Raw genomic sequence first — 23,033 nt, 5'->3', positions numbered from 1 at the left:
AATAATATGGAAAATGCTATTGCAATCGGTTCCAATTCGGCATACTCTGTAGATGCACATGTGTGAGAGAGCTAATTGAGGAATAGGAGAAAGTCGTCATGGCAACTTGTGATCGCTACATTAACCCGTTAATTGTTCAACGGGCCGACCCGTTCATCTACAAACACGAAGATGGGTATTATTACTTCACCGCTTCGGTACCGGCCTATGATCGGATCGAAATTCGGCGGGCCCGCACGCTAGAAGGTTTAGCCCATGCCGCGCCGCGTACCGTGTGGCGGAAACATGACCAAGGATCAATGAGTCAGCTGATCTGGGCGCCGGAGATCCACTACATTCAGGGGAGCTGGTACATTTACTTCGCAGCCGCTCCCAGTACCGGGCCTGGGCCAGACGGACTGTTTCAGCACCGGATGTTCTGTATTGCCTGTGAGTCGCAAAATCCCATGGCCGGTGAAGATGCATGGGAAGAAAAGGGTCAGATTCAAACTGGACTGGATACGTTCAGCCTGGATGCCACTGTTTTTGAACACGCCAACCGCCTGTACTATGTCTGGGCCCAGAAGGATCCCCAGATCAAAGGGAATTCCAATCTCTACATTGCTGAGATGGCCAACCCCTGGACGCTGAAGACTCAGCCGGTCATGTTGTCGAAACCGGAATTCGATTGGGAGACGCAGGGCTTCTGGGTAAACGAAGGTCCAGCCGTGATTCGTCATCAAGAGCATCTCTTCATGACGTATTCCGCCAGTGCCACCGATGCGCATTATTGCATGGGTATGTTGAAAGCCAGCGTTGATGCGGATTTGTTAGATCCGGCCAGTTGGACGAAATGGGATCATCCGGTTTTTCAGAGTGATATGGCGGAAAAACAGTACGGGCCTGGCCATAATTCATTCACCATTGCCGAAGACGGTCATACCGATATGCTGGTTTACCATTGCCGGGATTACACCGATATCAAGGGCGATCCGCTGTTTGACCCGAATCGGCACACGAAGATTCAACCATTCACCTGGGATGCTGCGGGCAACCCGGATTTTGGTAAACCGGTCCCGTACAATTACAACATCACGCCCGTCGCGATGTAGTCATTATTTTGTTAGTCAGCAATACAATATGATTTCACTATTTGTGGAGGAGATATCATGTCAAAATTTATTCATAAAGTCATGCTGGGAGCTATGGCCTTGCTTTCGGTCGGCCTGCTCGCTTCCTGCGGCAGCAAATCGACAGGCTCAGCTAATGGTAAGCACCAATTGACCTTTATGTTCCGGGGTGGGGATGCGGAAAAGAAAGCCTATGGCGAGGCCATTAAGGCTTACGAAAAGGCGCATAAAGATGTATCCGTCAAGATCATCATGACCAGTGCCGACAACTATGCAACGAAGCTGCAAGCGGCGATCTCGGGGAATAAGACGCCGGACGTCTTCTATGTTGAACAAAACAACTTGATGGCCTATGCCGACAACGGTGTTTTGCGGGATATCTCCAAAGACGTGAAGGATTCCAAAGTTGATTTGAATAACATCTGGAAATATGGTGTGGACAGCTACCGTTACGATGGCAAGCAAGTCGGCAAGGGCGATCTCTATGCGCTGCCTAAAGACGTGGGACCTTTTGCACTAGGCTACAACAAGACTATGTTTGAGAAAAATAACATTCCGTTGCCAGACAAGGATAAAGCCTACACTTGGGAAGAATTCGTCAAAGTAGCCCAAAAGTTGACGAAGGATACCAACGGTGACGGCAAGATCGATCAATACGGCACTGGCTTCAACGTTGTGTGGTCCTTGCCGGCATTGGCTTGGAGTAATGGGGCTGACTGGATCAACAAGGACAAGACTAAGGTCACTGTAAATACGCCGAAGTTTGCCCATGCCCTACAAGAATTCGCTGATTTACAGAACAAGTATCACACCACACCGTCTGTCAAGGAGTCCCAATCGCTGGACACCTACCAGCGTTGGATGCAGGGGCAATTGGCTTTCTTCCCGGTTGGTCCGTGGGATTTGCCGACATACAGCAAGCTGAAGTTCGACTATGACCTGATTCCTTGGCCGACAATGAGTACGGGCAAGCCTGCCGCTTATGTTGGTTCCTTGGGGATTGGTGTATCGAAGAAAACCAAGTACGGCAAGGATGCTGCTGATTTAGCCATCTACCTGTCGACAAACCGGAAGGCCCAACAAATTTTGGTGGACAATATGATTCAGATTCCGACGTTGAAAGATATGGCTAACAAGTGGGCGAACGAAAAAGACCACGGCAAGCCGGAAAATCGTCAAGAATTCTTGGATATTGTTGAGAAATACGGACGCGGCCTGCCTGGCGCAACGACTTACAACGCCGAATGGTACGACATGTTCTATACCGACATTCAGCCGGTACTCGATGGTAAAAAGACTGCTGCCCAGTTCGTCAAGGAAGAACAACCGAAGATGCAATCTAAACTTGATGCAGCTAATCAGCAAAAAAAGACTGCCGAAGCAACCGCCGGCAAATAACCTAATGACTGAAAGGGGATGTGGCTGCACATCCCTTTTCTTTGAGAGGAGCAGCAATACGTCATGGAATCGACAGTTAAAGATAAAGCCCCCGTTGATGGGCGTAAGAAGCGGCGGGCCCACGATTCGTCGCTATATAAAAACGAGCACCGCGTCGCATTTTTGATGATTTTACCGCCGGTGATCGGTTTTCTGATTTTTACACTATTCCCAGCCGCTTACGCAGTATTTGCTTCATTCACTGATTGGAATGGCATTGGCCAAATGAACTGGGTAGGCCTACGCAACTTCCAGGTGATGCTGACCGACAACTATTTCTGGAAATCGTTATGGAATACATTCTTTATGATGATCGGGATTCCGATTGGGTTGATTTTGTCCTTCATCCTGGCGTCGGCATTATCCCGAGGCTTAAAGGGGACGACGTTCTTCCGGACCATCTACTATATTCCAGTTATTTCTTCGTTGGCCGCCATCGCCATCATGTGGCAATGGGCTTATAACGGGGACTACGGCTTGGTTAACCAAGTCCTGGCACTGGTTGGGATCAAGGGCCCGAACTGGCTGCAAAATGTGCACACCGTTAAGCCGGCCATTGTGGCGATGAGTGTCTGGAAAGGCTTGGGCTATTCGATGCTGCTGTACCTGGCAGCAATTCAGAGTGTGCCGCAGACTTTCTATGAAGCTGCTGAACTTGATGGGGCTAACTCATGGCAGAAATTCAAAAACATTACTTGGCCGATGTGCAAACCAGTGACCTTCTTCTTGGTAATCACGAATATCATCGGCGGGTCGCAGCTCTTTACCGAAGTCAATATCATGACCCCGACCGGCGGTTCAGAGTTTAGTTCCGCAACCATCGTTTGGTACATTTGGCAGAAAGCCTTCAAGAACTTCCAGATGGGTTACGCGTCGGCGATGTCCATTATCTTGGGTATCATTATCTTCATTGTCACGGCTTTGCAGTTCTATCAGAACCGCCGGTCGGATTACAAACTGGGATAGGAGAGTGACTGACTGTGTTAGCAAAATCAAGTACGCATAAAATGTCCCAGAAGCAGACGACCCGGATCGCAGATTTCTTCATTTACATCATTTTGATTGCCGGCGGCGTCTTAATGGTTGGTCCGCTGCTGTGGATGATTTCCACATCATTGAAAGACAAAACTGGAGTCTTCCAATTGCCGCCGCAATGGATTCCCAATCCGATTCATTGGGATGCCTATCAGCGACTATTCCATTTATCACAGTTGCAAACCGGCTTCATGAACACCATCATTGTTTCGCTCTCCGTGACGATTATTGGCTCGTTTACTTCCTGTATGGCCGCCTTCTCGTTCGCCAAATTACGGATGCCCCATAAGAATGCCATGTTCCTGCTGCTTCTGGTAGGTCTAATGATCCCGTATCCCGCAGTGATGATTCCCCAATTCATGATGTTCTCCACAATTGGGTGGGTGGATACGCTGAAGCCGCTGATCATTCCTGGTTTGTTTGGTAATATCACGATGATCTTTTTCCTGCGGCAATATCTCCAAGGCATTCCCGATTCGGTCGTTGAGTCGGCCAAGATTGACGGCGCCAGTTATTGGACAATCTTCTCCCGGATCATTTTCCCGTTAATGCGGCCGGCCGTGGCTGCCCAGTTTATTCTGTGGTTCATGGGTGCCTGGAACGATTACCTGGGGCCGTTAATTTACTTGAATTCTCCAGAGAAACAGACGTTGCAGGTAGTCATCGCCAACTTAAGCGCGACGTATGCCACTCAAACGGACTATCCGTTGATCATGGGCTTATCGTTCATCTCAATGCTGCCAATTTTGATCATCTTCTTGATCTTCCAGCGGCAGATTATTGAGTCCGTGGCCTTGTCTGGGATGAAGAACTAATTTAGAAAGGAGGTCCCCATGATGTGGGCAACGAAAATCATGGATGTATTATTAGCGCTTGAGAAAGTGCTGATGATCAGTCTGTGCCTGCTGCTGGGCACCTTGGCCGGACTTTTTATCACCGGTATTTTGCCCGCCGCAGAAGCGGCACTCTATACGATTCAGCGGATGCTGCAAGACCATGAATTGGGCGTGCTGGCGTTGGCGAAACTGTTTTACCAGCGTTATCGGACTCAATGGCGGCCATTGCTGAAGTTATCGATAATCAACACCATCGGCTCGCTGGTTTTGCTGCTGGACTGGTACGCCGTGCTGGGGTTGAAGCTGCCGCTGCTGTGGCCGCTACTGGTGATCACCCCGTATTATGGGATGGTGATGCTGAATCTACTGTTACTTAAAGGTAGTGATCAGCCGACGTTCCAGCATTTGAAGCAGGCATTAGTTTTGCCGTTTGCCTTCTTTGGCCGGTACATCGGCGTCTTGGCTGTCTTTGCCTTGGCGGCGGTCATTAGTTTGCAGGTCAGCCCCATCATTGGGGCGGCTTTGCCGGGTGTGTACTTAGTTGGGATTTATTATGCGCTGCCAGTTAAGCTGACCGCGCGGGCAACAGTATCTCAAAAGGAGCGGCAGGCATGGAACTAACGGCACTGCTGGCAGAAATTGGGACCCGCGGTGTGCATGACCCGACGATTATACCTGATTCCCGGGGCTATACGATGTTTTCTACGGATACCATGATTGACGGCCAGCCGACCCAAGGGATTCAGCGCCGTCATTCGCCAGACTTGATTCATTGGCACTATCAGGATCAGGCGCTGTCCGGTGTACCGGCAGATGCCCAAGATTGGAGCCAGGCGCAAGGATTGTGGGCACCGGAAGTGGTGTCTGGACGCAATGAGTATCGGCTGTATTACGCTGCCTCAACGTTTGGTTCCCGACGGTCAGCCATCGGGTTAGCTACTGCGGCTGATTTGGATGCACCGTTCATACCCCAGGGACTGGTACTGACAACCGAAGGCGGCCAAGATCAACGGAATGCACTGGATCCCAATGTGATTCAAGACGGTAAGCGGCAGTGGCTGTGTTACGGGTCTTTCTTTGCTGGTATTTATCTGGCAGAGCTGGATCCAGCTACCGGCATGTTAAAGAAACCTGATGACCCGGGAGTGCGCATTGCCGCTCGGCCGCGGGCTTTGAATAACGGTTCGATCGAAGGGCCGTTTATCTATCATTCGCCCCTGACCGGGGAGTATTACCTCTTTGTCTCGTATGATTCCTTGGCTTATTCGTACAACATTCGGGTTGGACGAGCCAAACAGATTACTGGACCATACCGCGATTTTCAAGGACACAACTTGATTGCAGATGATCCGCTGACGGCCGATCAAGTCGGTACGAAAATCTTGGGCAGCCGGCATTTTGCTGGCGAATCGGCTCAGCTGCTTGCTCCGGGGCACTGTTCAGTGCTTGATGTCGGCCCAAAGCAGTATCTTGTGTACCATAACCGGGCAGTAGCCGGCGGACCTTCATTCGGGTTGGTCAGCCAGCTGCATTGGACGGTGGACGGCTGGCCGGTGGTGAGTCCCGAGCCGGTCTACGGCGCTGCCTATTCAATTTCGGTTGCGCAGCAATCGGTGGTTGGTGATTGGGACATTGTCTCTTTGACTGCGTCCACTGATCCCATTGAGAGCCAACGGGTCACCCTCACCGCCGCGGATGTCGAGCAAGTCGGGCCGGAACAATTCGTTCTGGTCGGGGTTGGTCATGTTAACGTATGGCAGGAATACGATTGGGCGATTGATCAGCCCCGAGTCGTATTTAGCGGCATCACGCCGCAAGGATGGGGCGTTTTAGGCAAAAAGGCCGGTTAAGACAACAAAATGGGCAGGGGATATTGATTATCTTCCTGCCCATTTGCTTAACTATGGTACAGCTTTAATTCGATATCTTGATCATAGTTGCCAAAGCCTTTGCCAAAAATCGTACAGCCGCCTTGATTCACCGCGTCTTCCTTGATAGCAAAGCGCACCTTGAAGGAAGAGACATGGGGGTCGAGATCCTCCAGCGTCACGTCGGAGAATGGTTGGGCATCCAAGAAACTGCCGTCATGATTGATTCGGACAGTCTTCATAATGCCGTATTGGTTCACGTTATCGGGCACCCAGGCCGGGGTGTATTTGCCGCGAATGTCCGAAAAGTCGCCAGGACTGGTCCAAGTGCCGATTTCTTGATCATTGATGGAGAAGGTAATATCTGACGGCCAAACGTTGTTTGAAAAAGGAAATTCGGAACCCAGTTCCATGGACAAATCCAGCATTTCGAGTTTGTCGTTTTGCCCCAAATAGTTCGGGAACTGATATTCAACGAAGCCGGCGGTCCACCAAATCATTCCGGCATTGATCCGATCGGGATCCATGAAGTACCCGGGCGTATCCACTTTCCCGATGAAGTCATCTTGACCAGCCATGCCGCATGAAGGAGTCACCTCGAAATCGGTGAAATGGCCAACGGGCAATTGGACCGTATACGAGTCGAAAGCGGGGTAGATCATTTGCGGAAAACGGATATTGATCTTGTCCACTTTTAAATGGGAGATCTTATTGTGCCCATCGCGTTCAAAACCAATGAGACCCGCTTCGGCGAGTTTCCCCAAGTGCATCAAAACGATCGCGCTGCTCAGGTTCAATTCTTTAGCTAAATCCTTAACGCTCATTTTACGGTGCGAGAGTTTCTGAATAATTTCCAACCGGACTGGACTGGCCAACGCTTTATAGGCAGCCAAGGAGCGGGTTGAGATATCTAGTTCCATGTTTTCTTCCTCCGTCAATCAACTATTAAACGCTTACAACACACTACATGTTAATTCAACACCGAACAATAATCAATTGATTAATAGAAAGGGAGTTCAAAAAAATGAAACTCAATCGCGTTACGCGCTGGCTTGCCCTGCTGGGTGCGGTGCTGTTGGCTGGGACAGCCGCAGGATGTCAAAAGCAAGCAGCCGCGGCCCCGGTCGCCCAGAAATTAACAGCCCCTAAAGCAGCACCGGCGACGGTCCACGATCCGTCCATTGTGCAAACCAATGGGCGGTATTACATCATTGGTTCCCACATGCAGTTCGCCTCGTCTAAGAATCTGATTCAGTGGCAGCAATTATCGACGAGTGTGAAAGATACCAAACTGTTCAGCAATATCACCGCAGAATTGGGCCCAGCGCTCAGTGATGCAGAAACTGATACGTTTTGGGCAGGCGATATCGAACAGTTAAAGGACGGCAAATATTACATGTATTATTGTGCCTGCCAAGGCAGTTCGCCAACTTCAGTGTTGGGCGTGGCCGTGGCGGACAAAGTGACTGGCCCCTACAAAGACCAGGGCATTATCCTGCGTTCCGGCGGCGCCATCAAAGACGATGCCGCGTATGACGCCACCCAACAGCCCAATGTGGTCGATCCTCACGTGTTCCATGATCAGACGGGTCAACTGTGGATGGTTTACGGATCATATTCTGGCGGGATCTTTATCCTCAAGATGGACGAAGAGACAGGCAAACCGTATCCCGGCCAAGGCTACGGCCAACGGCTGCTCGGCGGCAACCACGTCCGCATCGAAGGGGCCTACATGCTCTACAACAAGCAGACCGACTACTACTACTTATTCCTGTCCTTTGGCGGGCTGAGCGCTGATGGCGGCTATAATCTGCGGGTCTTCCGCTCCCGCCAGCCGAATGGCGGATTCGTTGATGTTCAGGGGCAGCAAGCTGCCGATATTCGCGGTAAATTAGGCACGACCTTCGATGATGCCGCTATCCAAGACTACGGCAACAAGCTCATTGGTAATTTCACTTGGAAAGAGGGCAGCAAGCAAGTGGGCTACGTGTCGCCTGGCCACAACACCGCCTTCCAAGATAAACAGACCGGGAAGTATTTCGTGATGTTCCATACCCGCTTCCCCGGCCGCGGCGAATATTATGAAGACCGCGTGCATCAGATGTTCTTTACCCGCGACGGGTGGCCGGTACTGAATCCGGCGCCCTATGATCAGGAAACCAAGACGAATTACACGACCAAGCAGGTCATTGGCGATTATCAGATCGTCCAAATGAATAAACTGATCACTGAGGATCCGGCGACGGCAAAAACAACGACGGTCGATCAAGATGGCAAACTGACGGGGAAAGTAACCGGCAGCTGGACCAATAAGAACGGTCAGGCAACATTGAAAACAAATCAAACTACCTACTCGGGAGTCTTCATTTCCTCCTGGGATCCCTATCAGAAAGCGCAGACGATGATGTTTAGCGGGACGGATGCGCAGGGCGAACCGGTCTTTATGCGGCGGATGGTGACGCGATAAGACAGAAATGGCGCATAGCAATCGGGCCGCTGTCTGCCTACTTGATGGCGAGGAGACAGCGGCCTGATTATTGTTACCAGCAGCCAATAGTGAGGCAGATTACGGGATCGCATGCATCAGGCCGCGATTAACGACAGTACCGTAGTCAATATAGCGTGACGGTAGCTTCACTGTGCGGTTTGCTAATGGTTTATTGGTCAAGATTTTGGTCATCAGGTCTACCGCCGATGCGGCGATGGCCTCTTCATCCTGGACAATGCAGGTATAACGGACACTGCGAATAATATCATTATTTGGGTCAAATCCGGCAATACCGATATCTAACGGAACGGAGAGGCCCATTTCCATAGTGGCTTCGCGCACCAATGAGCCAATATAGCTGTCCAGAACAATCAAACAAGTTGGCTTGTTAGTCATAATACAGTCTTTAATGCGCTGGATATCTTCCGCCAGCGCATTTTTCCCGTCGTGATGGGCATAAGTGGTTTCAATGATATTAGCAAACGCACTGGCCTTCAGCGGATAATCGGTTGTAGCGTATACTTGGGAGAATGCTTCCTGCCGAATAGCTAGAGTGGAATTAGAAACGTCATGATATCCGATTACGCAAATGTTTTGATGACCAAAGGCACTGATTTGTTGGGCTAGTTGGCGGGCGCTTGCTAAATGGTTAGTCCCGGCGAAGACTTCATCAATGCCGACAAGCTGCTTATCAATAACGACTACTGGAAACTTCTTTAGAATAAGTTGCATGAGCAGCGGGTCATAAAAAGACCGCTGTAACGGATTAATAAAGATCCCTTTGACGTGGGCGTCAAGCAATTCTTGCAAGCATTGATTTTCTTGATCTTCGTCTTCACCAGAAAACTTGATAATGAGTGGATAGCCTTTTTTGGCTGCGGCGTCCGTGAGACCAATCAGTAATTTAGCACCAAAGCTTTCCAAGATGCCCGGCAAAATAGCGCCGAGCATTTTTTTGTGCGGCGAAAGCTCTGTTTTCTTAAGAACGGTGGTCCCCACGCCGGCCCGGCGGGTGACGATGCCCTCGGAGGCCAACAAATTGACAGCTTTTTGGACGGTGATACGGCTTACTTTATAAGTACCCATGAGTGTTTTTTCGGGCGGCAACTTTTCGCCGATCGGATAATGGCCGGCGTTGATTTGAGTCTTCAGATCTTCAAAGATTTGTTCGTAAAGCGGCTTGTATGTTGAATACTCCATAGTGACTCTCCCCTAGAGGTGTTTCTAAGTAGCATACTACTAAATGACATAAAATCAAGTACAATAGCTCATATATTAGTGTAAGCGTTGACATTCCCTTTTTTCAAGCCTAATATCTAACCTGAAAAGACCGTTAGAATAATTAATATAGAAAAGGGGGAATAAATGACATATAAAACAGGTCAAATGGTGGCAAGACAGTAAGCATGCAATTATGGAGGAATCAATCATGAAGCTAAGTAAATGGGCACTTGCTCTTGGCATTTTTACCAGCGTTGCACTTTTAGCCGGGTGCGGTTCGGGTTCAAGCAATAGTTCAGATGGGGTAACAACAGTTAAAGTCGCTTGGCGGGCAACAGGTAAGGGCGACAGCATGTACCGGATCTATTCCAAAAAGTGGATTGCTGATTTCGAGAAGAAGAATCCAAAAATCAAGATTTCGCTGCAACCAATCAACGCGTCAGAAGGCGATTATTTCTCTAAGCTGGATCTGGCAATGAAGTCCGCAGATACCACACCGGATATTGTCAACGAAGATACGTTCATTCTGCCAGCGGATGCTAAGGCCGGCTACTTGGAGCCATTGGATTCCTATGTGGCAAAATGGTCCGACTGGGATAAGTTCACAGCTGCTTTGAAGAAAGGCAGTCAAGGTTCTGACGGCAAACAGTATGGTATTCCGGGAACGACAGATGCCCGTGGTATCTGGACTGACCTAGTAGTGACAAAAAAGGCCGGATTAGCTGCCGATTGGGCACCGAAGAGTTGGGCCGATATTCTCACTGCCGCTAAGAAGATTAAGCAAACGCAGCCGAATGTTATTCCCTTCGCCATGGGTGTTTCGACGACCAACGGCGAATCTGTATCGATGCAAACATTTGAACAGTTGCTCTACGGTACTGGAGAAACACTATACAACGAAAAAACTAAGAAGTGGAATGTCAATTCTAAGGGCATCCTGGCCACATTGAACTTTATTAACCAGATTTACAACAAGGATAAAACCGGGCCAAGTTTGTCTGTTGTCATGAGCAGTAATTACGGTTCTACGATCTTCCAAGATCGGATTCCCAAGAATCAGGTGGGGATGGCCATGGATGGTATCTGGAACACAGGGAATTGGTCCAAGGATGGCGCAGCACCCATCGCTAATATGACTAAGGTGTTGGCCTTCAACTTGATGCCGACAGAGAAAGGACAGAAACCCGGATACGTAACAATGGCTGGCGGCTGGTCTTGGGCATTACCTAAGAATTCAAAGAACAAGAAGGCCGCTTGGACTGTGATGAAAGCCATGAATACAAAGCAGCTAGCAGTGACTCGGGCATTGCAGGAAGGTACGTTGACAGTTCGTGATGACGCAGCCAAAGATCCTGAATACTTGAAGAAGCCGTTTATTAAAGAGGCCACTCAGGCTCTGCAGAATGCTCACTTCCGGCCCAAAAACGACTTGTACCCTAAGGTATCGATTGCAATCCAGCAAATGGTTGAGTCGGTAGCTGCCGGTCGGAAATCACCGAGCGACGCCGCTGCTAAGTATGCAACTGACGTGAAAGGCATTGTCGGCGATTCAAACACAGATACGCAGAAGTAGAGAGTGCGAGGTGTGGCCCGAGAAAGTGCTGGCCGCACCTTTTTTACAAATTGGAGGTGTACGCTATGGACGCTTCAAATGTCATTAAAAATAAGCCGCATAAAACACAGCAGCAGAAGACTGAGCGGCGGCTATCAGTTTGGCTGATGCTGCCCAGTATGATTCTGTTGTTGATATTCTTTCTAACACCAATGATTTTGACCGTGGTATTTTCCCTGACTAATTTATCATTGACGGGGGAGGCCGCATCGTCGCTGCACTTTATCGGCTTTCAGAATTATCTGCAAATGTTTAAGGATCCTGCCCTGGCTACGTCCATCTGGAATACGATCGTCTTTGTCCTTTTTTCCGCGGTCATTGGGCAATGTTTCTTCGGCTTCCTCATTGCCTTCATGATGCGGGGGAAGAACAAGACATTCAGACGAATTATTGGGTTGATCATTATTGCCGCGTGGGTGACTCCGGAAGTTGTTGTTGGTTTCTGCTGGGTGGCCTTCCTTGGCGATAACGGCACCTTGAATATGCTGGCTCACAATTTATTGGGAATGAAACCAGTTGCTTGGCTCTACACCTTCCCTATGGTCAGCATCATTATCGCCAACGTTTGGCGTGGTACCGCCTTTTCTATGATGGTTTTCCAGACGGCATTAGATGATATTCCCCAAGAAGTGGAAGAAGCGGCCGTGATGGATGGCGCGACCCGCTGGCAATTGGTTACCCGAATCACTATTCCCATGGTTAAGGGAACCATCGCGACCAATATTATGCTGGTCACATTACAAACATTGGGTGTATTCTCTTTGATTTACACCATGACTGGCGGTGGGCCAGAAAATGCAACGAGTACTTTGCCCGTCTTCATGTACAAGCAGGCGTTTGTCAGTTACCAATTGGGTTACGGAACTGCAATTTCCCTGGTGCTGTTACTCATTGGTGCATTGGCCAGCCTCCTGTATATGAAGATCCTCAAGGTCAAAATTTAGAAGGAGTGTGATTCAACATGATGAGGGAAAACAAAACCGTGCGTTTTGTTCAATACGTTGTTCTGGCAGTCATTGCGCTGCTCTTCCTGTTGCCGCTCCTTTGGATGTTGTTCTCGTCCATTGATACGCACGCCATTCAAGCAATTCAACTGCCCAAACAACCGACGCTGGCTAACTTTATGGCGATTTTGACCGATAGCAATATTATGCGGTCATTCGGTATCGGATTGCTGGTTTCTGGTTTTCAAGCCATCTTCGTGGTTTTGATCAGTGTCTTAGCGGCCTATCCATTATCGCGGTATCCGTTGCCTTGGAAGAAGCCGTTCCTGCTGTCGATCCTATTTTTGACATCATTACCGATGACAGCGGTAATCGTACCGGTCTATCAGATGTTTCTATACCTGAAGTTCCAGAACTCGTTGATTGCCACAACAGTATTTATGATTTCCACCAGTTTGCCCTATGGTATTTGGATGATGAAGAACTTCATGGACTCAGTGCCGCATGAGTTGGAGGAAGCAGCCTGGATCGACGGATCAACCGTCTGGGAAGGGGTGCGAAAAGTTGTTTTACCGCTTATGCTGCCGGGAATTTTTACAATTGGTATTTTCACATTCACAGGTTCATGGGGCAACTTCTTCGTACCGTTCATTTTGATCACATCACCAGAAAAGCTGCCCGCATCAGTTACTATTTTTCAGTTCTTTGGCAACAACGGGTTGGTCAACTACGGCCAACTGGCAGCGTTCTCCGTGCTGTACACACTGCCGGTCGTCATCCTGTACACCTTTGCGCAACGGTACATGTCTCAGGGGTTCAGCTTTGGCGGTGCAGTGAAATAGTGTGAGGAAGGAAGAGTGTAATGACTTTAGATGAAACGACGCTTTTGCGAAAAGCCGACCAGCAGCTCGGGTATCTGCATGAGTATTTCTATCGGGACTTTCAGTCGGTAGATGCCCTTGAGATCACGGAAGACAAGCGTGAGGACAAACGTTGGCTGCCTGAGAATGCGGAATGGCGGCCAGCTGCGATTGGTGACCACTGGGAGGGACGTGATCGATATTATTGGTTACGTTTCAAACTCACATTACCACAGTATTCTGCTAATCAGCACTATGTCATGCACATGGACTTAGGCCGCACAGGCGGCGGTAACAACTCCGGTTTTGAAGGCTTGGTTTTCCTAAACGGTGAACCCCACCAAGCAGTAGACAGCAACCATGAAGATATGTATCTTGACCACACTTTTTGCGGTCAGACGTTAGACGTGGCCATCAAACTATGGACTGGTTTGGAGGGCGGCGGTGCGCCGGTTATCCAGCACTATGTGTTGCGCGCACTGCAGGCCGGTATCATTAATCAAACCGTGGTGGATTGTTACGACTATCTGTGGAATATGGTCGGTGTGATCCGTGAAATGGATGCCGACGAGCCCTTGAAATATGATTACATCAGCGTGGTGCGCCAGTCGTTTCGAACTTTTGATTGGGCGCAAGAAACAAGTGCGACAATCGGCGAAACTTGCCAAGAAGTACTGACGCACATTCAGCACTTCATCCAAGAGCATGCCAATCAAAAGAAGCAATATACGATCACTGCAGTGGGCCATACGCATATCGACGTTGCGTGGCTTTGGCGTTTACGCCATACACGGGAGAAGATTGCTCGGTCATTTTCTACGGTTTTAGAGTTGATGAAAGAATATCCGGACTATCAGTTCTTTCAGTCCACACCGCAGGATTATGCATTCCTGGAAGCTGATTATCCCGACTTGTACAAGCAAATTCTCCAACGGATCAAAGAAGGCCGCTGGGAAGCTGATGGGGCAACGTGGTTAGAACCGGATACCAACCTGCCCAGCGGAGAGTCGCTGACCCGGCAATTTCTATACGGCATGGGGTATTTCCACGACAAACTGAATGCCAAACAGCATGTGCTGTGGCTGCCTGATGTATTCGGCTATTCAGCTGCCTTACCGCAAATCTTGCAAGAGTTTGGCATCCCCAACTTTATGACGACCAAAATCAGTTGGAATGATACGAATCGCATGCCCCATGACACCTTTTACTGGCGAGGAATTGATGGCTCACGGGTATTGACCCATTTCATCACCACGGTAGAATCAGAAGCTGACTTTAATGATCCGATGCAATGGCGCTATACGTACAATGGTGATATTACACCGCGGACTGTGTTGGGGACGTATCATGTGTATGCTGACAAGCAGATTAATGATGATTTGCTGCTGAGCTATGGATATGGCGATGGTGGTGGCGGCCCGACTCGGGAACAAATTAAGAATATCGATATTATTAATCAGTTGCCTGGCATGCCCACTGTGAAGAATGGTCGAGTGGATGATTACTTTGCCCGATTGCAGGATAAACTGCACCACACTGATGCACCAGTCGCTGAATGGGACGGCGAATTGTATCTCGAATATCATCGGGGAACGTATACGTCGCAGGCGAACATCAAGAAGTGGAACCGAACAGCAGAATATGCGCTGCGTCGGTTGGAAATGAGTTATGCGACGGCCTATGTTGAGCAGGACGTCCTGTATCCGCATCAAGAGATTCGGGACTTATGGATCATCTTGCTGCGCAATCAATTCCATGATATCCTGCCGGGTTCTGCAATTCATGAAGTGTATGATGATGATCGGGAAGAATTCAAGCAGTTGTTTGCCGGGGTGGCTGATTTAGAAGCTAAACTCAATCAGCAAGTGACGACGTCGCAGGCCGGCCAAGTCGTTGCCCGCAACTTTTTGCCATGGGATGTTGAAACGCTGATCAAGTTATCTGATGCTGACCGGGATGGCGCGGTTAATACGGCCAATGGTGCGTATGCTTTGGCAACTATCCCCGCGCTGGGCAGCGCCGTCGTAACTGGGAAAACGCCGCCGCAACAGAAGACAGCCGTGGTGAGCAACAACACAGTGCGCACTTCATATTATCAAGTCACTTATGATGCCACGGGACTGCTGACTTCAATTACAGATATTCGCAATCACCGGGAGGTTCTGGATACGACGTTGGGCGGCAACGTACTGACCCTGTATGAGGATCGGCCGTTAGACTATGATAATTGGAATATTGATGTTGATTATCCTGAAAAGGCGAAGCAGTTACAGGCGCAATCGGTGGATGTCGTTGAGAATAATCCTCTGTTTGTGGATTTGGCAGTCCACTACGCCTTCGGCCAATCAACGATGACGCAAGTTATCCGGTTGTATGCATTCTCTCCGCGCATTGATTTCATTACCGACGTTGACTGGCATGAACGACAGGTGTTATTGCGCACTGCATTCAACACAAACATCGTATCCGACAGCGCCCGGTATGATATTCAATATGGCAACGTCACCCGCGCCACGAATGATAACACGAGCTGGGATCAAGCCAAATTTGAAACGGTTGGTCACAAGTGGGCGGATTTATCAGAGCGCGATTACGGCGTGGCATTATTGAATGATTGTAAATATGGCTATCGGGTCAAGGGCAAGCAAATGTCTTTGACGCTGCTCAAGTCAGGCGATTATCCAGATACGACCGCTGATGAAGGCCAGCATACATTCACCTACAGTTTGCTGCCGCATGAAGGCGACTTTATTACCGGTGAAGTGGAAAAGGCTGGCGAGGAGCTGAACGACCCAGTTGCCCTCCTGACTGACGTTGATCAGGATTCATTAACTCCCTTGTTTGAATTGGACAGTGAAACTCCTGTTGCATTGGATGCTGTTAAAATCAGTGAAACTGGTAACGATTTAATTGTCCGGTGTCATGATTATACCGGTACAACGGGGACCGTGATGCTGAAACCGCACTTTAAGTATGATGCGGTACAGCGTGCTCATCTCAACGAGCATGAAGCGGAGGCGCTGATGCCTGATGAAAATGGCAATGTATTGGTGAACTTCAAGCCATATAAAATTGTGACATTACGGTTCACTCTAGGATAAGGAATCAGCAACGATTGAGCCGCACTTCATTTTGTGCGGTTCTTTATTTTTGAATGGAGGTCTTTGTATGTATGCTGCAATTGAGGCGGGGGGTACCAAGTTTGTGTGTGCGGTGAGTGATCAGCAGCTCAATATCGTGGGAAAGACCAGAATTGCGACGACGAATCCGCAACAAACGTTGAGGCAAGTCTTTGCTTTTTTAGATCAGTATGCCATCGAAGCGATTGGCGTTGGCGCGTTTGGTCCGCTTGATTTAGATAACCAATCAAGCCATTACGGCTACATCACAACAACACCAAAAGCGGGGTGGCGCGATTTCAATTTTCTCGGTGTATTGAAAGCTCATTTCGGGAATATTCCGATTATATTCACTACAGATGTCAATATTGCCGCTGTTGGCGAACAAAGACTAGGAGCTGGCCGCGGCGCCCAAAACGTTGCTTATTACACAGTGGGAACTGGTATCGGGATGGGATTCCTCTATCACGGGGCCTTATATACCGGCCGGGGTAATTTAGAAGCCGGCCATATTCTGGTGCGCCGTTCAAATGAGGATAAGTTTGCTGGCGTGTGCCCGTATCATAGTGATTGCTTAGAGGGGATGGCATCCGGGCCGGCCATGGAGAGCCGGTGGGGGTTGAAGGGGGCTGATATTCCCACTGACTCATTTGCTTGGCGGCTTGAAGCCAATTATCTTGCCCAGGCATGTATGATAACGACACTATCTTTATCGCCGGATATCATTATTTTTGGCGGTGGTGTGTCCAACCGGTCAGAATTATTTCCATTGATTCGCAGCGAATTCTCTAAGATCCTGGGTGATTATGTCACAACTCCCAATTTGGCGCACTATATCGTGCATGCTGCATTAGGCAATGATGCTGGAATTGTTGGCGGGTTGTTGCTGGCGAAAGATGCGGCGGTCAAAATCAACACTTCAGCATTGGCGCCGCACTGATTTCGATTGTCGGCATCAGCAAAAATAATCCGCTTGGCTCAGTATGAATACTGAACCAAGCGGATTCCTTTATTATCACGGTAATTCTAAATGCTTTTCTTACTCCTCAGTGATAAACCGTAGCGCCTCCCGCAAACTATCCTCAGCTTGTACATAATCACCAACCTTATCCATAAACGCATGCACCATCCCGTTATACCGGATATAACGAATATCGCCGCCAGTTGCCTTCACCTTGTTGTAGAATGCTTCACCCTGGAAACGGAGCGGATCAAACTCGCCCACCATGAACAGCGTGCGCGGCAATTTAGCCAGCAGCTCAGAAGGCGCATTCAGTGGTGAAATATACCAACTTTCTGGATCAGCGCCCCCGACATACCATTGATTGATCAACGGGTTGCTCTGGGCAAAGCCGCGGATATAATTGGTGATGAGGTCTTGGTCCTGCGCCGGCTGCCAGTGGGCTGGATCGTCGAATTGCTGGCGCAAAACAGGCCGATGCCCCTGATACGTGACGGGGTACAGGGCTACGGCACTAGCAATGTAGTTGGTGCCTAATTGCCGATCCAACAGACTCACGACATAGGTGAGATTGCCGCCGGCAGAATCGCCCATGATCGTGATGCGGTGGGCATCAATATGCAGTGCGGCGGCCTGATGGTGAAGGGCCGTGAGGACGTTGTAGCTGTCAATGACATCCTGAGGATAGGGATGCTCCGGGGCCAAGCCATAGTCCACGGAAATGACGCGGACGCGGCCTTCATCGGCCAGCAGGCGGCAAGGCTGCTCCACGTTGTCCAGGCTGCCGCCGAAGAAGCCGCCGCCGTGGATAAACAGGATTGCGGGCAGTGTGTCGGCGGCCAGTTCTTTTTGAACATAAGTGCGCACGCCAACGCCATGCAATTGGGTATTTTCAATCGTCAACGGATGGCGGACGGTATAGTGGGCGGTGGGCCAGCCCATCGCGGCCCGGGCAGCTTGGACGTTGGGAATACCCGAGGGGTCGGCCGGCTGACCAGCTTCCTTAGGGGTGATTTCCGTTTTGGCGTGGGGGTCGAGAATGCCGGCCGTTTTCTGCCCGGGGACTAATTTAGCCGTATAACTCGTATTCACAACAGGGACGGTGGGTAATAATGATGCTGCTGTTTCTAACATGATCAAGACCTCTTTCTAGTTTGTTTCTTGGACAGTTGGTTTTGTCCGTTTTTGGCTGATGACCACGGCGGCGACGATGACGGCTAAAATCAGGAAACCGATACTGGCGACAACCATGCTGCCAGCGGCTTCGTCCTTGCCGGTCAAGCTGGCGAGCGCGTTCACGATGGTCGGGGAGAGAAAGACACCGACGTTAGTCATGATCAGCATGACCGAACTGGCCAGATTCTTAGAGTTGGCGGGTGCGGCCACGTTGATGATTGTATAGATGTAGGGAATACTGACGGCGAAGCCGATGCCGATGATGACTGTACCAACGGCTACTATGGCGAGGCTGCTCACTGTACTGACTAAGTAGAAGCCAACGGCCATCAAGATGAAACCGAGGGGCAGGATCTTATTTTGCAGCAGTTTATAGATGCGGCCGAACAGCAAGCCCATCAACATGGTTACGAGGGTAAACCCGCCGAGAATAGCAGACGCCTGACTGGCGGTACCAAGATGGTTCGCGGTGAGCAGACCGGCCAGCTTGATGGTCACCACCATGAAGAAGACATAGATGAAGAACGTGAGCAGCGAAATGAGGATCACCGCGGCATTGATGTGCTGCTTGGCTTTCGGGGTCTGGGCGGTATCTTTCGCCGCTGGTGCCGGCTGATCATTGGGCATCACCAGACCGAACAGGATCATGATCGGCAGGGCAATAACATAGATGAGGAACGTGGCGTGCCAGCCAAAGAGGAGCAGATAGCCGACAGCGAAGGACAGCAGGGAACTGCCCAGAGACGAAATAGCACTCTGGTAGCCCATCATCGCGGCTAATTCATCGCCGCGATAGTAGTCAGAAATGAGGCTGATGGCCAACGAATTGAACGTACCCACGGCAATGCCGAAAATGAGGCGGGCAGCGAGGACCACGTAATAACTGTTGCTGACGACGGGTACCAGCCCGGATAGTAGGGCCACGGCCAAACCGGTCAAGACGGTACGCTTGGCCCCAAGCTGGGTGGCGAGCACATTACCCAACACAATCCCCAGAATGATGCCTAAGTTCGGAATCGTAGACAGGGTGTCAACGGCTGAGGCGGATTGGTCAGAGAACGTTTTGGCCATTAGCGGCAAAGCGGCCGCAATGTTTGGCGCAATCATCAGCATCATGGAGATGGACAGCAGGGCCGCCTTGAACCAAATGGATGATGGCTTTGAACGGGTCATAATATAATCACTCCTTAACTTGCGAAGCACAGCTGCGTTAATCGCTTACAAGAATAAGTATATTGTGGAACCGCTTTAAACAGTGGGCGTATTCTGCCGACTTAACGGTCAATTTTTGACCTCTGTAAATTTTGACGGTAGGCGCTTGGCCGTTGCCCGTATGTTTTGGTGAATCGCTGGCGGAATGATTTCTCGTTGGGAAATCCAGTCTGATCGGCGATGGTGCTAATGGGCAGATCGGAGTTGGTGAGCAAATCGTAGGCATTTTGCAGCCGCAACTGACTCAAATAGGTCATTAATGGCACCCCAATCTGCTTTTTGAAATCTCGGGACAAGTAGCCGACCGACAGTGGACCTGGTCGGCCACTGCCGGCAGGGTCAAGGGCTCGTTAGCATGCTCTGTGAGATAGGTAATCACGCTGCTCATCCGTGCTAAACTCGCCGTGGTTGCCAGCGTGTTGGCTGAATTGTCGGGCTCAGCAAAGTGGGTCATCAGGAGGCTCAAAACGGTGTAAATATCGCGCAGATGGTTCAAGCGGCGAATGGTTGCATTGTGCACGCCGTTTTCTGTCTGATCGATATCAAGCAATGCGGCTTGCAATGCCTTCAGAGCGGCAGAGGGCGGGCCTGGGTGCTGACTGCCAATGGGTACGGCAAATCGCCACTGGTCATAATCTGGAATTTGCTGACGCAGCCAGTCATAGGGCAGCAACAGGGTCACTGCTCGGGCCGGCCGCAACGGTTCCGCCAAGATGGCGTGGACGACATTGGTATTGATGACAATGACATCGCCGGGTGCCGCTGCCAATTCAGTGCCAGCGATGGTGTATTTTGCCCGGCCAGCAATAATGTAGTCAATCTCCAGTGCCCGGTGCCAGTGGCGGACAATGGCTGATTCTTGCCCCTGATGGATCACGATTTTGAACGGCAGGCCCGGATCGGCACTGACGACTTCGTGTTTGTACATGACTCTTCACCTCTCATAAGTAGTGCCTGTTAGCACTTATTATACGTAAGAAAAGCAGTTGGGAACCTGTGAATGATTTTTCTAGCATTCTCCCCTGTCGTCCAGTATGATTAAGCCAAATGGAGGTGGAAGCGATTAATAATCTCATAGCTATGTTCTTGACCTGGCCGTGGTGGGTCCAAGTGTTGGCCATTCTGGCGGTGTTGTTCGTGCTGATCGTACTCATCAACGTCCTGTTGATCCCCTTTGGTATCATCGTGAACCGGCTGACCAGCAATCGAGAGAAATCGCTGGCCACCCATCCCGATGACGACCTGATTGGTCGAGTCACTGTGCCCATTGAGGGAGACCAAAAGGGCCAAGTGAGCCTGCTGATTCCCGGGGGTACGGTGAATCTGCGGTCCGCCAAATTATACCGGGAAGAGGAACGGGCGGCCAATTTGCGGCTGGAAAAGGGCACGCTGGTCGTCATCGTGGAAGAAAAAGATGGTGTGTTGTATGTCATCAAAGCAGATCTGCAAAACAAGGAGGCGTAGTTACTCATGGTTGAAGAATTCATTGCTAATCCCGTCATTTGGGCCGTCGTCATTATTATCCTGTTGCTCTTCATCGTGGTTTCCCGCTACCGGAAGCCGTCGCCGGACAAAGCACTGATTATTTCCGGTGCACTGCTCGGCAGCAAGAACGTGTACAAGGATCCCAACGGGTCGAAGCGCATCAAGATCATCCAAGGCGGCGGGACATTTCTGATCCCGGTACTGCAATCGGCAAAGGAATTGAGCATGTCGTCCTTGCAGATCCAGATCGAAACGCCGGAAATCAACTCCCAGCAACAAGTTCCCATCGCCGTGACGGGGGCCGTGAACGTTAAGGTGGGCAACTCGCTGAAAGAGATCGCCACTGCGGCGGAGCAATTCCTGGGCAAAGAGAAACAGGAAATCATCAGTGAACTGACCGCCGTCCTGGAAGGCGGTACCCGGGACATCATTGGCCGGATGACGGTGGAGGAAATTCTGGGCAACCGGGAGAAGTTCTCACAGGAAGTCCAGGGTCAAGTGTCCGATTATATTGAAAATATGGGTTTCCAGATCATTTCGTTTACCTTGCAGGAAATCAAGGATTCTAATGGCTACATTGAGAGCTTAGGCAAACCTCAGATTGCAACAGTCCGGCAGGAAGCCCAGATCGCCGAGGCCAATGCCGATCGGGAAGTGCGGATTAAGAAAGCCAGTGCTGAGCAGGAAGCCACGAAGGCCGAACTGGAGCGGGAGACCGAGATTGCGGACGCCCAGAAGGAAAAGTCCTTGAAGATGGCCGACTACCAGAAACAACAGGAAGTCGCCAAGGCCGATGCGGAAAAAGCCGCAATGCTGGCGCAAAAGGGTAAAGACATTGCCGAGCAGGAGCAAAACATTGCCATCCAAGCCAAAGAAGCCGATCTGAAGCGGAAGCAATATGAGGCCGAGAGCAACACCAAGGCGGACGCGGATCTGTATGTGGCGAAGCAGTCCGCTGAGGCGGAGAAGGCGCGACAAATTGCTCAGGCCGAAGCCCAAGCGGAACAGATCAAGCTGCAGGCGGACGCCGATGCCGAACGGACTGCGAAGCTCGGGAAGGCTGAGGCTGAGCGGATTCGGCAGGTCGGGTTGGCCCAAGCCGAGAGTACGGAGAAGCAGGCTGAGGCACTGGCCAAGATGAACGAAGCTGGTAAGCTGCAAATGATCATTGATAAGCTGCCAGAGATTGCCACCGCGCTCACGGCACCGTATGCGAATGTCGATAAGATCGTCCAATTCAGCGGCGCGGGTGACGACAGTATTGGTAATGCGGGCGTGACAGGGCTGACCAAGACGTTTGCGATGGTTAAAGAAGCGACGGGGATCGATTTTGCAGAGCTGATTAATGGATCGCTGACCCAGCAGGCCGGGAATAAGCCGGTGGTGGCCGCGATCGAAGCCGCAGCAAAGGAGAAAGCACTTGTACCATCTGGTAAAGACAAGCCCAAACAATAACCAATTTGTTTCCAACTGATAAGACACTGTTCTGGCTTTCGGAATGGTGTCTTTTTGCTCCCCAAAACCGAACTGGTATGCCATGTCAAATCAGAGTAATTTTTTTGTCCTAGACTGACATATTCACCGAAATGAATATGTTAACCTGAATGTGAGACGATGAGCTAAGTATAACTGCATGAATTGCACATGTTTTGGGATGAACGTTTTGGGAG

The 23,033-nt window shown here is 50.2% G+C and carries 20 protein-coding genes; 14 read left to right on the top strand and 6 right to left on the bottom strand.

The window, feature by feature from the left end; translation table 11 throughout:
• The first annotated feature begins 98 nt into the window (after nt 1-98).
• The 6 genes from FMM01_RS11390 (at nt 99) to FMM01_RS11365 (ending at nt 6,267) form a co-directional block, all read left to right on the top strand.
• Nucleotides 99-1,091, top strand: a complete 993-nt coding sequence (locus FMM01_RS11390; protein WP_150392597.1) for a glycoside hydrolase family 43 protein — start codon at nt 99-101, stop codon at nt 1,089-1,091.
• A 57-nt stretch (nt 1,092-1,148) separates the two neighbouring features.
• Nucleotides 1,149-2,507, top strand: a complete 1,359-nt coding sequence (locus FMM01_RS11385) for an ABC transporter substrate-binding protein (protein ID WP_027827865.1) — start codon at nt 1,149-1,151, stop codon at nt 2,505-2,507.
• A 63-nt stretch (nt 2,508-2,570) separates the two neighbouring features.
• A complete protein-coding gene (locus FMM01_RS11380) occupies nt 2,571-3,512 on the top strand; it encodes a carbohydrate ABC transporter permease (RefSeq protein ID WP_027827866.1) in 942 nt (313 codons plus the stop codon).
• Nucleotides 3,513-3,526: 14 nt separating this feature from the next.
• Nucleotides 3,527-4,396 (top strand): carbohydrate ABC transporter permease, encoded by an 870-nt coding sequence (locus FMM01_RS11375; RefSeq protein WP_223849934.1) that lies wholly within the window; start codon nt 3,527-3,529, stop codon nt 4,394-4,396.
• Nucleotides 4,397-4,417: 21 nt separating this feature from the next.
• Complete coding sequence (locus tag FMM01_RS11370; protein ID WP_190973353.1) at nt 4,418-5,038, top strand: DUF624 domain-containing protein; 621 nt, start codon at nt 4,418-4,420, stop codon at nt 5,036-5,038.
• Nucleotides 5,029-6,267, top strand: coding sequence for an arabinan endo-1,5-alpha-L-arabinosidase (locus FMM01_RS11365; RefSeq protein ID WP_150392595.1), 1,239 nt, complete (start codon nt 5,029-5,031; stop codon nt 6,265-6,267). Before FMM01_RS11370 ends, FMM01_RS11365 begins: the two co-directional genes overlap by 10 nt.
• Before the next feature lie 47 nt (nt 6,268-6,314).
• On the opposite strand, the gene FMM01_RS11360 is transcribed toward FMM01_RS11365, so the two are convergent.
• Nucleotides 6,315-7,205, bottom strand: coding sequence for an ArsR/SmtB family transcription factor (locus FMM01_RS11360; protein WP_027827870.1), 891 nt, complete (start codon nt 7,203-7,205; stop codon nt 6,315-6,317).
• Nucleotides 7,206-7,309: 104 nt separating this feature from the next.
• On the opposite strand from FMM01_RS11360, the gene FMM01_RS11355 reads away from it, so the two are divergent.
• Nucleotides 7,310-8,752, top strand: coding sequence for a glycoside hydrolase family 43 protein (locus FMM01_RS11355; RefSeq protein ID WP_027827871.1), 1,443 nt, complete (start codon nt 7,310-7,312; stop codon nt 8,750-8,752).
• A gap of 99 nt (nt 8,753-8,851) precedes the next feature.
• Here the strand turns inward: FMM01_RS11355 and FMM01_RS11350 are convergent, their stop codons facing one another.
• Nucleotides 8,852-9,973 (bottom strand): GntR family transcriptional regulator, encoded by a 1,122-nt coding sequence (locus tag FMM01_RS11350; RefSeq protein ID WP_150392594.1) that lies wholly within the window; start codon nt 9,971-9,973, stop codon nt 8,852-8,854.
• Nucleotides 9,974-10,202: 229 nt separating this feature from the next.
• On the opposite strand from FMM01_RS11350, the gene FMM01_RS11345 reads away from it, so the two are divergent.
• From FMM01_RS11345 to FMM01_RS11325, 5 genes are all read left to right on the top strand, one after another.
• Nucleotides 10,203-11,567, top strand: a complete 1,365-nt coding sequence (locus FMM01_RS11345) for an extracellular solute-binding protein (protein WP_027827873.1) — start codon at nt 10,203-10,205, stop codon at nt 11,565-11,567.
• A 65-nt stretch (nt 11,568-11,632) separates the two neighbouring features.
• Nucleotides 11,633-12,550, top strand: coding sequence for a carbohydrate ABC transporter permease (locus FMM01_RS11340; protein ID WP_051225142.1), 918 nt, complete (start codon nt 11,633-11,635; stop codon nt 12,548-12,550).
• 17 nt (nt 12,551-12,567) lie between these two features.
• Nucleotides 12,568-13,392 (top strand): carbohydrate ABC transporter permease, encoded by an 825-nt coding sequence (locus FMM01_RS11335; RefSeq protein ID WP_027827875.1) that lies wholly within the window; start codon nt 12,568-12,570, stop codon nt 13,390-13,392.
• 20 nt (nt 13,393-13,412) lie between these two features.
• Nucleotides 13,413-16,511 carry an alpha-mannosidase gene (locus FMM01_RS11330; protein WP_150392593.1) on the top strand — a complete coding sequence of 1,033 codons (3,099 nt, stop codon included), beginning with the start codon at nt 13,413-13,415 and terminating at the stop codon, nt 16,509-16,511.
• 67 nt (nt 16,512-16,578) lie between these two features.
• Nucleotides 16,579-17,469 carry an ROK family protein gene (locus FMM01_RS11325; protein WP_150392592.1) on the top strand — a complete coding sequence of 297 codons (891 nt, stop codon included), beginning with the start codon at nt 16,579-16,581 and terminating at the stop codon, nt 17,467-17,469.
• 99 nt (nt 17,470-17,568) lie between these two features.
• Here FMM01_RS11325 and FMM01_RS11320 read toward each other — a convergent pair whose 3' ends face one another.
• From FMM01_RS11320 to FMM01_RS11305, 4 genes are all read right to left on the bottom strand, one after another.
• Nucleotides 17,569-18,624, bottom strand: coding sequence for an alpha/beta hydrolase (locus tag FMM01_RS11320; protein ID WP_150392591.1), 1,056 nt, complete (start codon nt 18,622-18,624; stop codon nt 17,569-17,571).
• A 15-nt stretch (nt 18,625-18,639) separates the two neighbouring features.
• Nucleotides 18,640-19,839, bottom strand: a complete 1,200-nt coding sequence (locus tag FMM01_RS11315; protein ID WP_150392590.1) for an MFS transporter — start codon at nt 19,837-19,839, stop codon at nt 18,640-18,642.
• A 101-nt stretch (nt 19,840-19,940) separates the two neighbouring features.
• Nucleotides 19,941-20,135, bottom strand: a complete 195-nt coding sequence (locus FMM01_RS11310) for a helix-turn-helix domain-containing protein (RefSeq protein ID WP_263405051.1) — start codon at nt 20,133-20,135, stop codon at nt 19,941-19,943.
• Nucleotides 20,135-20,806 (bottom strand): cupin domain-containing protein, encoded by a 672-nt coding sequence (locus tag FMM01_RS11305; RefSeq protein ID WP_150392588.1) that lies wholly within the window; start codon nt 20,804-20,806, stop codon nt 20,135-20,137. Before FMM01_RS11305 ends, FMM01_RS11310 begins: the two co-directional genes overlap by 1 nt.
• Nucleotides 20,807-20,925: 119 nt before the next feature.
• On the opposite strand from FMM01_RS11305, the gene FMM01_RS11300 reads away from it, so the two are divergent.
• Together FMM01_RS11300 and FMM01_RS11295 are read left to right on the top strand one after the other, a co-directional pair.
• Nucleotides 20,926-21,342, top strand: coding sequence for a hypothetical protein (locus FMM01_RS11300; protein ID WP_150392587.1), 417 nt, complete (start codon nt 20,926-20,928; stop codon nt 21,340-21,342).
• A 6-nt stretch (nt 21,343-21,348) separates the two neighbouring features.
• Nucleotides 21,349-22,818 (top strand): flotillin family protein, encoded by a 1,470-nt coding sequence (locus FMM01_RS11295; protein WP_063515555.1) that lies wholly within the window; start codon nt 21,349-21,351, stop codon nt 22,816-22,818.
• Nucleotides 22,819-23,033 lie beyond the last annotated feature (215 nt).

The sequence above is a fragment of the Schleiferilactobacillus harbinensis genome (assembly GCF_008694105.1).
GTDB classification, from domain to species: domain Bacteria; phylum Bacillota; class Bacilli; order Lactobacillales; family Lactobacillaceae; genus Schleiferilactobacillus; species Schleiferilactobacillus harbinensis.
This window is presented reverse-complemented; position numbering and strand designations above follow the sequence as displayed.

What these genes read in the sequence shown, in the direction of transcription:
- FMM01_RS11390 (WP_150392597.1), top strand. Translation starts at nt 99, where the DNA reads ATGGCAACTTGTGATCGCTACATTAACCCGTTAATTGTTCAACGGGCC.
- FMM01_RS11385 (WP_027827865.1), top strand. Translation starts at nt 1,149, where the DNA reads ATGTCAAAATTTATTCATAAAGTCATGCTGGGAGCTATGGCCTTGCTT.
- FMM01_RS11380 (WP_027827866.1), top strand. Translation starts at nt 2,571, where the DNA reads ATGGAATCGACAGTTAAAGATAAAGCCCCCGTTGATGGGCGTAAGAAG.
- FMM01_RS11370 (WP_190973353.1), top strand. Translation starts at nt 4,418, where the DNA reads ATGTGGGCAACGAAAATCATGGATGTATTATTAGCGCTTGAGAAAGTG.
- FMM01_RS11365 (WP_150392595.1), top strand. Translation starts at nt 5,029, where the DNA reads ATGGAACTAACGGCACTGCTGGCAGAAATTGGGACCCGCGGTGTGCAT.
- FMM01_RS11360 (WP_027827870.1), bottom strand. Translation starts at nt 7,205, where the DNA reads ATGGAACTAGATATCTCAACCCGCTCCTTGGCTGCCTATAAAGCGTTG.
- FMM01_RS11355 (WP_027827871.1), top strand. Translation starts at nt 7,310, where the DNA reads ATGAAACTCAATCGCGTTACGCGCTGGCTTGCCCTGCTGGGTGCGGTG.
- FMM01_RS11350 (WP_150392594.1), bottom strand. Translation starts at nt 9,973, where the DNA reads ATGGAGTATTCAACATACAAGCCGCTTTACGAACAAATCTTTGAAGAT.
- FMM01_RS11345 (WP_027827873.1), top strand. Translation starts at nt 10,203, where the DNA reads ATGAAGCTAAGTAAATGGGCACTTGCTCTTGGCATTTTTACCAGCGTT.
- FMM01_RS11340 (WP_051225142.1), top strand. Translation starts at nt 11,633, where the DNA reads ATGGACGCTTCAAATGTCATTAAAAATAAGCCGCATAAAACACAGCAG.
- FMM01_RS11335 (WP_027827875.1), top strand. Translation starts at nt 12,568, where the DNA reads ATGATGAGGGAAAACAAAACCGTGCGTTTTGTTCAATACGTTGTTCTG.
- FMM01_RS11330 (WP_150392593.1), top strand. Translation starts at nt 13,413, where the DNA reads ATGACTTTAGATGAAACGACGCTTTTGCGAAAAGCCGACCAGCAGCTC.
- FMM01_RS11325 (WP_150392592.1), top strand. Translation starts at nt 16,579, where the DNA reads ATGTATGCTGCAATTGAGGCGGGGGGTACCAAGTTTGTGTGTGCGGTG.
- FMM01_RS11320 (WP_150392591.1), bottom strand. Translation starts at nt 18,624, where the DNA reads ATGTTAGAAACAGCAGCATCATTATTACCCACCGTCCCTGTTGTGAAT.
- FMM01_RS11315 (WP_150392590.1), bottom strand. Translation starts at nt 19,839, where the DNA reads ATGACCCGTTCAAAGCCATCATCCATTTGGTTCAAGGCGGCCCTGCTG.
- FMM01_RS11310 (WP_263405051.1), bottom strand. Translation starts at nt 20,135, where the DNA reads ATGACCTATTTGAGTCAGTTGCGGCTGCAAAATGCCTACGATTTGCTC.
- FMM01_RS11305 (WP_150392588.1), bottom strand. Translation starts at nt 20,806, where the DNA reads ATGTACAAACACGAAGTCGTCAGTGCCGATCCGGGCCTGCCGTTCAAA.
- FMM01_RS11300 (WP_150392587.1), top strand. Translation starts at nt 20,926, where the DNA reads ATGGAGGTGGAAGCGATTAATAATCTCATAGCTATGTTCTTGACCTGG.
- FMM01_RS11295 (WP_063515555.1), top strand. Translation starts at nt 21,349, where the DNA reads ATGGTTGAAGAATTCATTGCTAATCCCGTCATTTGGGCCGTCGTCATT.